We start from the raw sequence: 13,544 nt of genomic DNA on the forward strand, positions 1-13,544 counted from the left end.
CCCTGCTTCCCCTGCTTCCCCTGCCTCCCCTGCCTCCTGACTCCTAACTCCTGACTCCTGCTGTATGTTTTTTCAACGATTTAATCAAAGTACAATTAGAACTCGTCTAACAACATGGTACATACTGCTTTTGGGCTGTACGCTAGTAGTTTTCGATACCTATTTATATATTCAATTAAAACATAGTTTACTTGGTCAATTAGACACAGCTTTGCAGGTTGCAGCTTCGGAAACTTTTACTGAAGTTATTCAGGTGGATGGTCATCCTACTTTGAAGATCAAACAACAGTCTGAAACTATTACCCGTAAGTTAACTAATGCTGGTTTTTCCGTGCGTTTGGTTTCTCCCCAAGGAGAAATATGGGATGGTATCGGTAGTTACAAAACCATACCACCGATGATGCCTGTAAAAATGGGTTATACCAGTGTTACCGAATACGGCAAGATTTGGCGAGTTTATACTCAACCATTATCTTTATCTTCAACCGCTGGTTGGTTACAAGTTGCCCAATCTCTAGATCCTATTTCTGAAGCTTCAGAACATCTGCTGACTTTGATGCTTTTGAGTTTTCCTTTAATTCTTTTAATTGCAGCTTGTGGAGGTTTATTTTTAGCGGATCAAGCGTTACGTCCTATTGATCGCATTATTCGCACCGCCCAAGCAATAGGACCTAATGATTTTACCCAGCGCATCGGTGATCAAGGTTCAACAGATGAAGTGGGAAGATTAGCTGTCACCTTGGATGGGATGTTAGATCGCTTGCAGGCTGCATTTGAGCATGAACGCAGATTTACAGCCGATGCTTCTCATGAGTTACGCACACCTTTAACAGTGATTAAAGGCAGACTGGGTGTAACTTTAAGTAGAGAGCGTACACCAGAAGAATATCATCATACCTTACAAGAATTACAACGGGAAGTTGATCGTTTGATTCGTCTTGCTAATGGTTTGCTTTTTCTCACTCGTTTGGATCAAAGTGAATCTGAATATCAATGGACTTTGACTCATGTTGATTTAAGCGAGTTACTAGAAGTTCTCATCGAGCAAATTCAGCTTTTAGCAGCAGATAAAAATATTACCATCTGTGCAAGTATAAAACCCTTCCTTTACATTACTGGCAATTCTGATCACTTAACCAGTTTGTTTTTAAATTTACTAGATAATGCCATTAAGTACACATCCCCCGAAGGTAAAATTAGTGTAGAAACATATCGTGAAAGTGAATATGTGAAAGTAACTATCACTAATACGGGTAAAGTAATTGCAGCGGAACATTTACCCCATTTATTTGAGCGTTTTTATCGTGCAGAAAGCGATCGCTCACGGTATACAGGTGGCTCAGGATTAGGTTTGGCGATCGCCCATGAAATTGTTCGCTTACACGGTGGTAAAATTTATGTCACCAGCAACCCCCATCAATTCACCACATTCACTGTAGAATTACCATTTTGATACTGCCTAACTAATTCTAAGAAAATTCTTAATTTCTTCTCATGCTTTTCTTAAAATTTGTGGACTAATTTAGAGGGTAGTTCATAAAGTTTTCTAATGCTGAGGAAAGAAAAAATCAATGGATGGCAGTTTAATTCTATTTAACATTCTCAATCCCCCTGTGTTGTTCTTCTTTTTGGGAATGCTGGCGGTTTTTCTAAAATCAGATTTAGAAATTCCCCAACCCTTACCAAAATTATTTTCACTGTATTTACTGTTATCCATTGGTTTTAAAGGCGGACATGAACTAGCAGAAAGTGGCATTAACTCGCAAATAGCAATGACGCTGATAGTTGCTATTGTCATGGCTTCTATTGTACCAGTATACACATTTTTTATTCTCAGACTCAAACTTGATCATTACAATGCGGCTGCTATCGCTGCTACCTACGGTTCTATTAGTGCAGTCACCTTTATTACCGCTAGTTCTTTCCTAGAAAAACTGCACATTCCCTATGGTGGACACATGGTAGCAGCATTAGCTTTAATGGAATCTCCAGCTATTATTATCGGCTTAATTCTGGTGAGAGCATTTGCACCCAAGACAGAAGGTGAAGAAGGATTTTCTTGGGTAAAAGTGATGCACGAAGCTTTTTTAAATGGCTCAGTATTTTTGTTAGTTGGTAGTTTGTTAGTTGGACTATTAACAGGAGAAAAAGGTTGGGAAAAATTACAACCATTTACTCAAGGAATTTTCTACGGTGCGCTGACTTTCTTTTTACTTGATATGGGATTAGTAGCAGCCAGAAGAATTAAAGATTTAAGTAAAACAGGTTCTTTCTTAATTGGTTTTTCTGTTTTCATTCCTGTTGTCAATGCTATCTTAGGAATTTTGATTGCAAAAGTCTTGGGAATGGGAGAAGGAAACGGACTTTTATTTGCGGTTTTATGTGCCAGTGCTTCTTATATTGCCGTACCAGCAGCAATGAGATTAACTGTTCCCGAATCTAATCCTAGTCTTTATGTTTCTATGGCTTTAGCTTTAACATTTCCCTTTAATATTATTGTGGGAATTCCTCTTTACTTACAAATTTTAAAACTTGTTGGTGTATAGATCATTAGTCTTTTGACCATAGATTTACAAACATGAAATTACAAACATGAGAAATTGCTGTTTTCTGTCCAATAGGTATTAGTCTAGGTGTTATTTATGGAACTCGTTAACCGAGTAGAAATCATTGTTAGCTCCCTGGAACAAAGAGAAGTAATAGATATCCTTAATTCTGTGAGAGTTCCTGGATATACATTAATAGAAAATTCTTCTGGTAAAGGGGATAGGGGTATTTGTTATAACGATTTGGGGCGAGAATTTAGCAATAGTTATATTTCTACTATTTGCACTAATCAAACACAATTTGAATACCTGTTAAGAGATATTTTACCAATCCTCAAAACCATCGGTGGTATTTGTTTAATTACCGCAAGTAATTCTCAGATATCAGATGACTTTTCTCCCAGTCTAACAAGTCTAAATTTATCAATCCCTATTATGCAAGAAGTCCAAAAAGTAGAGATTGTTATTGATACATCTCACATTGAAGATGCTCTGAACATTTTAGAAAGTGTCTTCGTTTCGGGATATACAATTATTAAAGATACGTCTGGTAAAGGTGATCGAGGTTTAGCATCTTCCGATATTGACTATGGATTTAGTAATAGTTATATTATGACAGTCTGTACCAATCAAAAACAATTAGATAACCTAGTGGACAAAATCACACCGCTGCTGAAAAAAATCGGAGGTGTGTGTTTAGTGACTGATGCAAAATGGGTTAATCACTAAATAATTAAGGAGTCAGGAGTCAGGAGTCAGGGCTAAAGTCCTGATTTGGATGACTAAAGTCATCACTACCAGCAACTACCAAAGAAAGAATAAAGGAAAAAAACAGCCAAAAAGCAAGACAACAAAGGTAAAATCATAATTCTATGAATTCTACAATGCCAATGAAAAGAATTATCAAAGGACTGAACGAATTTCAAACTAACTATTTCACAATTCATCAGGAAATGTTCCGCCAATTATCTCAAGGACAAACTCCTGAAATTCTATTTATTACTTGTTCTGATTCCCGCATTGATCCGAATTTATTAACACAAACCAAACCGGGAGAATTGTTTATTATCAGGAATTTGGGTAATATTATTCCCACACATGGAAGTCCTAATAGTAGCGAAGGTGCGGGGATTGAATATGCTGTTGCTGCTTTAAATATTAAGCATATTATTGTTTGTGGTCATTCTCACTGCGGCAGCATGAAGGGACTACTACAATTAAATAATTTATCTGATGAAATGCCTTTAGTTTATGATTGGTTAAAACGTAATGCTGAATCTACCCGTCGTCTGTTACGCGAAAACTATCAAAATTATGATGGGGAAACATTGCTAAAAATAGCTGTAGAAGAAAATGTTTTAACTCAAATTGAAAATTTAGAAACTTATCCTGTAATTCGTTCTAAATTACATGGTGGTAAAATCTCTCTCCATGCGTGGGTTTATGAAATAGAAACAGGACAAATTTTTGCTTACAATGCTAATGATAGTAAGTTTGTTCCTTTAAGTTCTGACGCTTTTCCTGTTCCTGATCCTTTAGCTTGTTTAAAAGCAGGTTAATTGAGACAATATTTATTTAATATTTATTTTTTGATGAGGTAGAAAAATTAAAGTTGATAAATACATAAACTTTGGATTTAAAAAATCAATTTTTATCAATTAATTCAAAGTTTATCTACCTCATTTTTTGATTTTTTTAGTAACGTAAGTTGCTAGTTAGGGAAAATGTCAGAATCAGGATAACCAGGATTTAAGAATTAACAGGATAATAACAGAATTTTAATTAGCAATTACCCATTACCAGCCTTAACAAATAACTAGCAACTTGAGTTAGTAAACATTTAGCCATCTACCATCAAAATGAAAAATTACGTACATTCAGATTTTTCAGATAAAATAGCTGAAGAAAATAATCACCTAAATATAGGGAGTCAATGGTTTTTCCGCACACCAGAAAGAGCATTAGAACAAGCATATAAAATGGCTTTAAAAATTAAAGATATTGAATTAGAACATTTTGCAGGGGATAAAGTATCTAGTCAGTCAGGTGATTACAGTCAAAATGTTTTAGATTGTTTTCAGACAGATGTGGAAAAATATTTAAAGATTATTAAAATCCGAGTTGTAGAATTTAAAGTGAGTCGTTTTTTTATCAAAAACTCTAATTACGCTTTTTTGGATAAACTGAAATTAATTGATGAAGTTCTCTCCAGATACAATAATGAGGATCTAGAATTATCTAATTCTAATGTTGTAGATTATTCTCAAAACCCAACTATTGCCAAGTTAGAATCTCACCAACAAACACCAAAAAATTCATCTCAACTAACATCAAAACTCAGTTTAGAAAATATTGAACCAGTCACCAAAAAAACTGGTATTTTTCCCAGATCAATTGGTAGAACATTTCGCAAAATTACCAATGATATGAGTCCAAGTTCTGAACAGGAGGTATTGCGGAATTTTCAAGCATCGAGAAAAATTACCAAACGAGCTATTAACTGTTTGTTGTTATTAATTCTCATTCCCTTGTTAACTCAAGAATTGTCTAAAAAGTTTTTCATACTTCCTGCTGTAGAAAATTTTCGCAGTGTTGAAAGTACACCTATTTTTCTGAACTGGGAAATGAAAGAGGAAGCACTAAAAGAATTGCAGTCTTTTGAGGAAGAATTAAAATTTGACAATTTATTGAAACATTCTCCTCAAATTTCTGCGGAAGCTATGGAAGAAAAAATTTCACTCAAAGCAGAAGAATTAGCAGAAGAATTTAAACATAAAAGTAATAGTGCAGTGGCAAATTTTTTTGCTGATTTATTAGGTTTATTTGCTTTTGCCGTTGTGGTAGTCACCAATAAAAAAGGGGTGATAGCTATTAAAAATCTGTTGAATGAAATTATTTATGGTTTAAGTGATAGTGCCAAAGCATTTATCATTATTTTATTCACAGATATTTTTGTAGGTTTCCATTCTCCTCACGGTTGGGAAGTGATTTTAGAAAGTATTGCTAGTCATTTGGGTATTGCCGCAGATAGAAATGCTATTTTCCTATTTATTGCTACATTCCCAGTAATTCTAGATACTATATTCAAGTATTGGGTTTTCCGTTATCTGAACCAAATTTCACCTTCAGCAGTAGCAACACTGAAAAATATGAATGAATAGGTAATTAATTGATAATTGATAATTGACAATTGACAATTGTTTCATTTAAGGTTTAAAACCTCCCCTTTAAAGGGGAAAAAAATTTCCCTTGGGTTGCGTTATCTCGTAACCGAAATTACAATATCAATTATTTTGTAACCTGAACCGAGTAGTATTGACTGATTACTGATAACTGAAAAATGACAAATTTACAAGAGCGCGGACATCTTTTAACAGAACAAGTAAATCCTAATAGTCTGAATTTAGACCAACTAAATTCTTTGGAATTGGTAGAATTATTTAATACTGAAGACCAAAAAGCTGTAGCTGCTGTTGCCGGTGCAAAGGTTCAGTTAGCCGCAGCTATTGAAAAGACGGCAGAACGTTTGCATCAAGGTGGACGTTTATTTTACATCGGTGCAGGAACAAGTGGACGGTTAGGGGTGTTAGATGCGGCTGAATGTCCACCTACTTTTTGCACTCCTCCAGAGTTGGTACAGGGTATTATTGCTGGTGGTGCGGGGGCGTTGTTACGCAGTTCTGAGGGTTTAGAAGATTTAGCGGAAGACGGGGAAAGTGCGATCGCCCAACATAAAATTAATCAACTGGATGTAGTCGTCGGGATCACCGCTGGGGGAACTACTCCCTATGTTCAAGGTGCATTAAAAGCAGCACGTCAAAGGGGAGCTTTAACGGTTTTTATCGCCTGTGTTCCCGCCGAACAAGTTCCTTTTGATGCAGATATTGATATTCGCTTGTTAACCGGACCGGAAATATTAGCCGGTTCGACTCGTTTGAAAGCTGGGACTGCAACTAAACTGGCCTTAAATATTCTTTCTACCAGCGTGATGGTGAAATTAGGGAAAGTTTACGGTAATAGAATGGTGGATGTTGCGGTAACAAATCAAAAATTACGCGATCGCGCTTTAAGAATTTTACAAGATTTAACTGGTTTAAGTCGAGAAGCCGCAGGTTTCTTATTAGAACGCAGTGGAAAATGGGTGAAGTTGGCTTTATTAATGCACTGGACAGGTTTAGATAAAACCGCAGGTGAGGAACTTTTAGCAGCGCATAAAGGTAATTTGCGTGTGGCGGTGGATAGTTATAAACAGGAGAAATAATAGATTTCCCTAAGACTCATTTTAAACCCGCCTGGGAATGATAGCGAAGCGTGGCGTAAGCCATATTCCCAGTCTAATAGCAAAAGTCATCTAAAGATGACTAAAATCAACCGCAAATCTTTTAGTAAACTTTAGTTTACTTTGGCTATTAGCCCGGAAATTCATTTCTGGGCGGGTGTGAAAGCCTACAAATCAGCTATTTTTAGCTCTATTCAAAGCCTCACAAACATCCTGGAAATCCTCAAATCCTGGAAATCATGATTCTGACAAAAACCTCAATAAATCAAGGTTTTAATGTTTCAATCTTCTGGGCAAAATATGTCTCTTGATGTTTCAGTTGTCGCGCTATTTCTAATCCCTTTTCAAACGCTGCTAATGCTTTTCCCTCTTCTTTCTTTTCTAAATACATTTCTCCCATTTGATCATAAGTTTGCATCAAACCATAAAAATTGGTTGCTAATGTTTCAGTTTCTAACAAAATTCTACTAGCTTGCAAAGCTTCATTAATTTGATTTTGGGAACGATACAACCTAATTAACTTCTGCAAAGCTTCACTCGCCGCCACATACTGTTCTAATTTCCAAGCAGTAACATAAGCTTCTTGATAATTATTAAAAGCTTCTTGCAGAAAATTGGGATTTTCTCTGATCAAAGATTGATAATTTTCTGCTATTTTGATTTTTAAAGCCGGCACTTGAGTAAGATTCTTATTTCTATTATAAATTGCCGCTAACTTATTCAAAACATTGATCGCTTGTCGGGGTTGTTTACCCTGTTCATAAATATAAGCTAGTTGTTGCAAATATGCTAATTCATTGTTCCTATCACCTCTGTTAGTAGCAAAATTTAGCAATTCTTCGTAAGTTTTAGCAGCTTGAGAATAATCAAACCAACTTAAATGTAATTCCCCAAGAGTATTTAAAGTTGCTAATTCAGTATTAACATCTTTTTGTAGTCTCACCAATGTTAAAATCTGCTCGTAAGCACCTACAGCTAATTTGGGAATACGCACATTTTGGTAAGCTTCACCAAGCGATCGCCATAATTGCAAATCTGTACTTTTCTCCTTTAACATCTGTTTTTCAATCTCTTGCAACCGCTGGGTAATATACATTACCTGTTCACGCTCATTTTCCTGCCACGCGATCGCCCCCACCCTTGATAAAGCTTGCACCTGGGCTAAAGAACCTAAAAAGCGCCGCATTCGTAATTCTCTATTCCAAATATCAAAAGCAGCGGTTTTATCTCCCCTTTGAAAAGTCGTTGTCGCTTCTTGGTTTAACTCATCCAGTGCAGTTTCCAACTGTTGCAATTCCTCAGTAGTTAACGGTTGTTTTTTCCATGAACTCCTCACCAGAGGATCAGGTGTAGTCATTTCCAAAGGACTCGGAGGAAACCACCTCATTTGTTCTGGTTTTTTATTTTGTGCCAGTGTGACAAAACTGCACAGATGCCAGACAATAATAGTAGTCACTATACAACTCAAGCGTCTTACCATAAACAACTCACTTTTTTCCTGTCCTGTTAAAAATAGTCTAGAAAATTTACCCGTCAAATCTTGTATTAGCATCTTCTTGCTAACATCCCAGTTAACATCCTAGACTGTAACCCTGATTATGGCGTAAGATTACTGGTAATTGCTAATTTGACTCCTGACTCCTGACTCCTAACTCCTCCTCTATGTTTCTTAGTCATTAAATTTTAGATTTTGGATTTTAGATTTTGGATTTTAGATTTTAGATTAATTCACAACATAAATCCCTATTCCCTATTCCCTATTCCCTATTCCCTATTCCCTATGAGTAAAATAATTCCTGCCATCCGAGTTAAAAATTTTAGCTTTTATTACGGACATCAAAAAATCATTGAAGATGTCTCAATGGATATTCCCCAAAATAAAATTACCGCGATTATGGGACCTAGCGGTTGTGGTAAGTCCACATTTTTGAAATCTCTCAATCGCATGATTGAACTAGAAGGAGAAGTACAAGTTGAAGGGAAAATAGAATTTTTTAGTCAAAATATTTATGGTCGTCGTGTCAACTTAAATCGCCTACGTCGTCAAATTACTTTAATTTATGGTAAACCAAATCTTTTTCCCATGAGTATTTATGATAATGTAACTTATGGAGTAAAATTAATCGGATGGCATCCCAAAGCAGAATTAGATGAAATTGTCGAGTCAGCACTAAAAGCTGCCGAACTCTGGGAAGAACTCAAAAATAAACTTCATAAATCGGCTTTAGAATTATCCTTTGGACAACAACAAAGGTTGTGTATTGCCCGTGCTTTAGCAGTTAAACCGCAAGTCCTCCTCATGGATGAACTTTGTGCAGGACTTGATCCCATTTCTACGATGAAAATTGAGGAACTTATCGAATGTTTGCGTTCTGAATTAACAATTGTATTTGTCTCTCACAACATCCAACAAGTTTCTCGTTTATCAGATTTCACAGCTTTATTTTACTACAATAAAAATCATATTGGGCAGTTGCTAGAATTTGCCCCTACCAAGAAACTTATCACCCATAACTTTGATTATCGCCAGCGAGATTATGTTTCTGGACGTTTCCGTTAAACCTGGTTTCTATCATAGCTGGGATAAATAATTGATAATTGATAATTGATAATTGATAATTGATAATTCATAATTAGGGTTTGCTGAATAAAGCGCAACCCTTTATAAATCAAAGGTTTGAGGTTGATAAAGAGGAAAAAAGTGCAAGACTTTTGAAGGGTATACCTGAAAAACCGTGCATTTTGAAACCAAGAAATCCCAAAATGGGGGGATGACAGATAGCTAAAACTGTTCCCTGTCATCACGACAAGACTTTCTCAGCAACCCCTAATTATGAATCAGATTCCTAACCTGTACCGTAGGCATCAGCAAGTGCCTTTTCTAGCAGCATATCAGCATTACATCAACAAAGAACGGGCTAGGAAAAAGCTGGCTATAGTTTTTGCATCTACAGGTTCTCCTTCACGAATAGCTGTTTCTAGTTGTTCAGGAGTCAAAAATACAGTTTCGATATCTTCATCTTCTTCTTGCTGTGGGGGAGTTTCCAGCTTTTCCAAATCTCTAGCCAAAAAAGCATAGATAATTTCATCAGAATAGCCAGGAGCTAAGAAAAACTCTCCTAGTTTATCCCACTTATGAGCGCGGTAGCCAGTTTCTTCTTGTATTTCCCTTTTCACTGTTTCCAAGGGTTCTTCATTAGGTTCTACCGTTCCTGCGGGAAATTCTAACAACCTACCTTGAACTGCAAAACGATACTGACGGACAAGAATCAGTTTACCATCGTCGGTAACAGGAAGAGCCAGAGCGCCACCGGGATGACGAATACACTCCCATTCTCCTTCAGATTTATTAGGTAAACGCAAACGATTCACTTCAAAGTCAAACTTACGCCCTTTATGAAACAAACGTTGCTTGAGTAGCTGTGGTAATTCTCTACCTAGTGGCATAGTCCAATTCTATTGTCTGCAAATACTCAGAATATATACGGGGGATGCTTGGGAAATCAGGGTGTTTCTGCTGCCAAGGATGGTAATTTAATAGTCGGTTATTCATCTTTCACTAAGTGTACATCAGAACGGTCTACTTCTTGCAGCAGATTCCGAATTGTACAACCAGATACTGTTTCTCTCCAATCTGGGGCAATTTCTGCCAATGGGACTAGGACAAAAGCTCGCTCGTGCATCCGGGGATGGGGGATCTGAAGATTTGGCTCATTTAAGATTAAGTCATCATACAACAATAAATCCAAATCCAGGGTTCTCTGTCCCCAATGTTCTCGACGCACACGACCAAATTTTTGTTCAATTGCTAACAAGCTGGTTAATAAAGCTTGTGGAGACATTTCTACTTGCAATATGGAACAGCCATTTAAATAATCTGGCTGTGGCGGTCCTACGGCTTTGGTTCTATACCAACTGGATTTTGCTTCGACAATAATACCAGGAGTTTGGGCTAAAGTCTCTAAAGCGGCTGCTAAAGTTCCTTGGGGATCACCCATATTACTGCCGAGAGCGATCGCACTTCTGGCGAATTTTTTAGACATTCTTTTGCTGCTGAATGCTCTTGCTAGGAGGCCGGGGATCAGTTTTGCTGCATCAGCTACAAACTTTTTCCCATGTTTTGATATCCCAACAATTATTTAATCATCTTCAAAAGCCAATGGAAATAACGGTTTGGGAAATAAATCAATTTTACACTGAATTAATTGATTATTTATGGGGTATGATGATCTAACGCTGTGAGCGCAGCAAAACGAGCCTTTCGGCATCAATAATCAACTGAAGTAGCTCTGAGGAGAAACTGCTCTTGCCACTTGGGAATCATCATAAAAACGAGGAGTCCACAAACGAGGAGTCCACACATGAACACCTACCGCCAACTATGCTGGTGAAGGCAAGGCAGTTACTTAACCAGATGACTACTTTATCATCTGGGATGGTTGCCAGACTTGGTAGGAGTGATAAACCTTTTTATCGGCAGTTTTGGTTTTGGACAGGCTTAGGTGTAGTCAGTTTAGGTGGCGGGATCATTGCCTGTAATTATGGGATTAGTGTAATAGACAGTTCTTTACCGGATAAATCAGAACTGAATGCGGTAATACGAGAGCAAACACTGACTATTAAAGCTAGTGATGGAACTGTTCTCCAGCAGCAAGGAGAAGCAACCAGAGAACAGCTAAAGCTGGAACAAATACCAGAGAACTTAAAGAACGCTTTTATCGCTTCAGAAGACAGAAGATTTCAACAGCACAATGGGATAGATGCTCAAGGTATTCTCAGAGCATTTGTGAATAATTTGCGATCGCAAGATGTGGTAGAAGGTGGTAGCACTATTACCCAACAAGTAGCAAGAATACTCTTTCTCACCCAAGAGCGCACCATCTGGCGCAAACTAAAGGAAGTGCGTCTGGCTCAGAAAATGGAACAAGAACTCAGTAAAGACCAAATTTTAGAGCGTTATCTGAATTTAGTCTATTTGGGTTCTGGTGCTTATGGTGTAGCAGATGCCGCTTGGGTATATTTTAATAAATCCGTGGATCAACTGACCTTATCAGAAATGGCCACCATTGCCGGACTTGCTCCTGCTCCCAACACTTACGCCCCAAATAAAAATCCTCAATTAGCTATAGAAAGGCGAAATCGGGTGTTAAAAAGAATGTTGGACGATGGCGTAATTACACCAGAACAACAGCAAGCAGCTATTCAAGAACCACTCACAGTAAATAGCAATTTACCCAGACGCTTTCAAGTTGAGTTTCCTTACTTTACTTCCTACATTCAGCAGGAATTACCAAAATATGTTCAGCCTGATGTGTTAGCAGCAGCAGGGTTAGTAGTAGAAACTACCTTAAACCCAACTTGGCAAAAGGCAGCAGAAGCAGCAGTGGCTAAAACTCTGAGAACTCAAGGTAGTTGGGCAAAGTTTAAAGAAGCTGCTTTAGTAGCTATCGATCCCCGCACCGGGGAAATTCAAGCAATGGTAGGAGGTAAAGACTTTAGTCAAAACCAGTTTAATCGTGTAACTCAAGCAAAAAGACAACCAGGATCAACATTTAAAGGTTTTGTCTATGGGGCAGCGATCGCTACAGGAAAAAGTCCCTATGATAGCTACGTAGATGCACCATTAGTCATTGATGGTTATGAACCAAAAAACTACAATGAAAAATTCTATGGCTCAATGAATCTCAAAGATGCTCTTACCCGTTCTATTAATACAATTGCAGTCAAGGTATTAATAGATGTGGGATATGAGCCAACCATTAAACTAGCACAGGATATGGGGATTAAATCGGAACTCAAGCCTACCTACTCTTTAGCACTTGGTTCTAACGAAGTCAATCTCCTAGAATTAACCAGTGCTTATGGTTCTTTTGCTACCCAAGGTTTACATACAGAAGCGCATGGAATTCGTCGCATCCTCAACCGTCAGGGTGATGTGATTTGGTCCGCTGATTTCCGACCTCAACGGGCTTTAGATGCCGATAGCGCCGCCATCATGACTTGGATGCTACGGAATGTAGTCAGAAATGGTACTGGTGGGGCTGCCCAATTAAATGATAGACAGGTAGCAGGGAAAACTGGTACATCTGACGAAGCCCGTGATTTGTGGTTTATAGGCTATATTCCCCAAGTAGTTGCCGGAGTTTGGCTAGGTAATGACAATAACCGCCCTACTAATGGTAGTAGCACCAGCGCCGCTTATACTTGGCATGAATTTATGGAAACAGCAGTAGAAGGAATGCCAGTAGAAAAGTTTCCTGAACGACCTAAATTAGAAAATCGCAAAGGTACGATCAAAGCCCAACCCATCAAACCGAAAAAAATTGTTAATACTTCCGTTGCATCTGTTGCATCTAATGATCAACAATCAGATCAGGATGATGATGATTCATCAACCAAACGCAGACGCAGACGCAGAAGCTCTTATTCTGAAGTAGAACAGCAATCAAACTACACTTCAAGACGTAGACGACGTTACCGACAACAAGAAGAGTCCACTTCCAGAAGACGGAGGCGCTTTGATTCTCAATCAGGGAATAATTCTGGTGCAGAATCATCTCGTTCTAGAAGACGAAACCGCAGCCAAGATTCAAATTCTGCTCCCCCTGTAAACAATAATTCCTCTGGATCTTCCCCGTCCAAACCTTCCTGGAGAGAACGCCTTAAACCTGGTTCTTCATCTTCTTCTTCCTCCTCTGGTGAGTAATATTTCCCACTGG

At 37.8% G+C, this 13,544-nt stretch carries 11 protein-coding genes; 8 read left to right on the forward strand and 3 right to left on the reverse strand.

What is annotated here, in order from left to right:
- Window positions 1-64 precede the first annotated feature (64 nt).
- The 6 genes from IQ237_RS22430 (at window position 65) to murQ (ending at window position 6,807) form a co-directional block, all read left to right on the forward strand.
- A complete protein-coding gene (locus tag IQ237_RS22430) occupies window positions 65-1,453 on the forward strand; it encodes a cell wall metabolism sensor histidine kinase WalK (RefSeq protein ID WP_194059185.1) in 1,389 nt (462 codons plus the stop codon).
- A gap of 118 nt (window positions 1,454-1,571) precedes the next feature.
- Window positions 1,572-2,546 (forward strand): sodium-dependent bicarbonate transport family permease, encoded by a 975-nt coding sequence (locus IQ237_RS22435; protein ID WP_194059187.1) that lies wholly within the window; start codon window positions 1,572-1,574, stop codon window positions 2,544-2,546.
- A gap of 96 nt (window positions 2,547-2,642) precedes the next feature.
- Window positions 2,643-3,275, forward strand: coding sequence for a P-II family nitrogen regulator (locus IQ237_RS26460; protein ID WP_228020611.1), 633 nt, complete (start codon window positions 2,643-2,645; stop codon window positions 3,273-3,275).
- Between the two features lie 155 nt (window positions 3,276-3,430).
- The gene (locus IQ237_RS22445) at window positions 3,431-4,105 is read left to right on the forward strand and encodes a carbonic anhydrase (RefSeq protein WP_194059212.1); all 675 of its coding nucleotides are present in this window, start codon (window positions 3,431-3,433) and stop codon (window positions 4,103-4,105) included.
- A gap of 300 nt (window positions 4,106-4,405) precedes the next feature.
- A complete protein-coding gene (locus IQ237_RS22450) occupies window positions 4,406-5,707 on the forward strand; it encodes a proton extrusion protein PcxA (RefSeq protein WP_194059189.1) in 1,302 nt (433 codons plus the stop codon).
- A 179-nt stretch (window positions 5,708-5,886) separates the two neighbouring features.
- Complete coding sequence (murQ, locus tag IQ237_RS22455; RefSeq protein WP_194059191.1) at window positions 5,887-6,807, forward strand: N-acetylmuramic acid 6-phosphate etherase; 921 nt, start codon at window positions 5,887-5,889, stop codon at window positions 6,805-6,807.
- 283 nt (window positions 6,808-7,090) lie between these two features.
- On the opposite strand, the gene IQ237_RS22460 is transcribed toward murQ, so the two are convergent.
- A complete protein-coding gene (locus tag IQ237_RS22460; RefSeq protein WP_194059214.1) occupies window positions 7,091-8,305 on the reverse strand; it encodes a lipopolysaccharide assembly protein LapB in 1,215 nt (404 codons plus the stop codon).
- Window positions 8,306-8,605: 300 nt separating this feature from the next.
- Here IQ237_RS22460 and IQ237_RS22465 point away from each other — a divergent pair, with 300 nt between their 5' ends.
- Window positions 8,606-9,385, forward strand: coding sequence for a phosphate ABC transporter ATP-binding protein (locus IQ237_RS22465; RefSeq protein ID WP_194059192.1), 780 nt, complete (start codon window positions 8,606-8,608; stop codon window positions 9,383-9,385).
- A gap of 338 nt (window positions 9,386-9,723) precedes the next feature.
- Here IQ237_RS22465 and IQ237_RS22470 read toward each other — a convergent pair whose 3' ends face one another.
- Together IQ237_RS22470 and folK are read right to left on the reverse strand one after the other, a co-directional pair.
- Window positions 9,724-10,272, reverse strand: coding sequence for an NUDIX hydrolase (locus IQ237_RS22470; RefSeq protein ID WP_194059193.1), 549 nt, complete (start codon window positions 10,270-10,272; stop codon window positions 9,724-9,726).
- A 98-nt stretch (window positions 10,273-10,370) separates the two neighbouring features.
- Window positions 10,371-10,868, reverse strand: a complete 498-nt coding sequence (gene folK / locus IQ237_RS22475; RefSeq protein WP_194059194.1) for a 2-amino-4-hydroxy-6-hydroxymethyldihydropteridine diphosphokinase — start codon at window positions 10,866-10,868, stop codon at window positions 10,371-10,373.
- A 371-nt stretch (window positions 10,869-11,239) separates the two neighbouring features.
- On the opposite strand from folK, the gene IQ237_RS22480 reads away from it, so the two are divergent.
- Window positions 11,240-13,531, forward strand: coding sequence for a penicillin-binding protein 1A (locus tag IQ237_RS22480; protein WP_309225804.1), 2,292 nt, complete (start codon window positions 11,240-11,242; stop codon window positions 13,529-13,531).
- The last annotated feature ends 13 nt before the right edge of the window (window positions 13,532-13,544 follow it).

Origin of the sequence: Sphaerospermopsis sp. LEGE 08334, from assembly GCF_015207205.1 — a bacterium.
In the GTDB taxonomy this organism is placed as follows: Bacteria; Cyanobacteriota; Cyanobacteriia; order Cyanobacteriales; family Nostocaceae; genus Sphaerospermopsis.

Coding starts and splice junctions, on each gene's coding strand:
- IQ237_RS22430 (WP_194059185.1), top strand. CDS start 65: ATGTTTTTTCAACGATTTAATCAAAGTACAATTAGAACTCGTCTAACA.
- IQ237_RS22435 (WP_194059187.1), top strand. CDS start 1,572: ATGGATGGCAGTTTAATTCTATTTAACATTCTCAATCCCCCTGTGTTG.
- IQ237_RS26460 (WP_228020611.1), top strand. CDS start 2,643: ATGGAACTCGTTAACCGAGTAGAAATCATTGTTAGCTCCCTGGAACAA.
- IQ237_RS22445 (WP_194059212.1), top strand. CDS start 3,431: ATGCCAATGAAAAGAATTATCAAAGGACTGAACGAATTTCAAACTAAC.
- IQ237_RS22450 (WP_194059189.1), top strand. CDS start 4,406: ATGAAAAATTACGTACATTCAGATTTTTCAGATAAAATAGCTGAAGAA.
- murQ (WP_194059191.1), top strand. CDS start 5,887: ATGACAAATTTACAAGAGCGCGGACATCTTTTAACAGAACAAGTAAAT.
- IQ237_RS22460 (WP_194059214.1), bottom strand. CDS start 8,305: ATGGTAAGACGCTTGAGTTGTATAGTGACTACTATTATTGTCTGGCAT.
- IQ237_RS22465 (WP_194059192.1), top strand. CDS start 8,606: ATGAGTAAAATAATTCCTGCCATCCGAGTTAAAAATTTTAGCTTTTAT.
- IQ237_RS22470 (WP_194059193.1), bottom strand. CDS start 10,272: ATGCCACTAGGTAGAGAATTACCACAGCTACTCAAGCAACGTTTGTTT.
- folK (WP_194059194.1), bottom strand. CDS start 10,868: ATGTCTAAAAAATTCGCCAGAAGTGCGATCGCTCTCGGCAGTAATATG.
- IQ237_RS22480 (WP_309225804.1), top strand. CDS start 11,240: ATGACTACTTTATCATCTGGGATGGTTGCCAGACTTGGTAGGAGTGAT.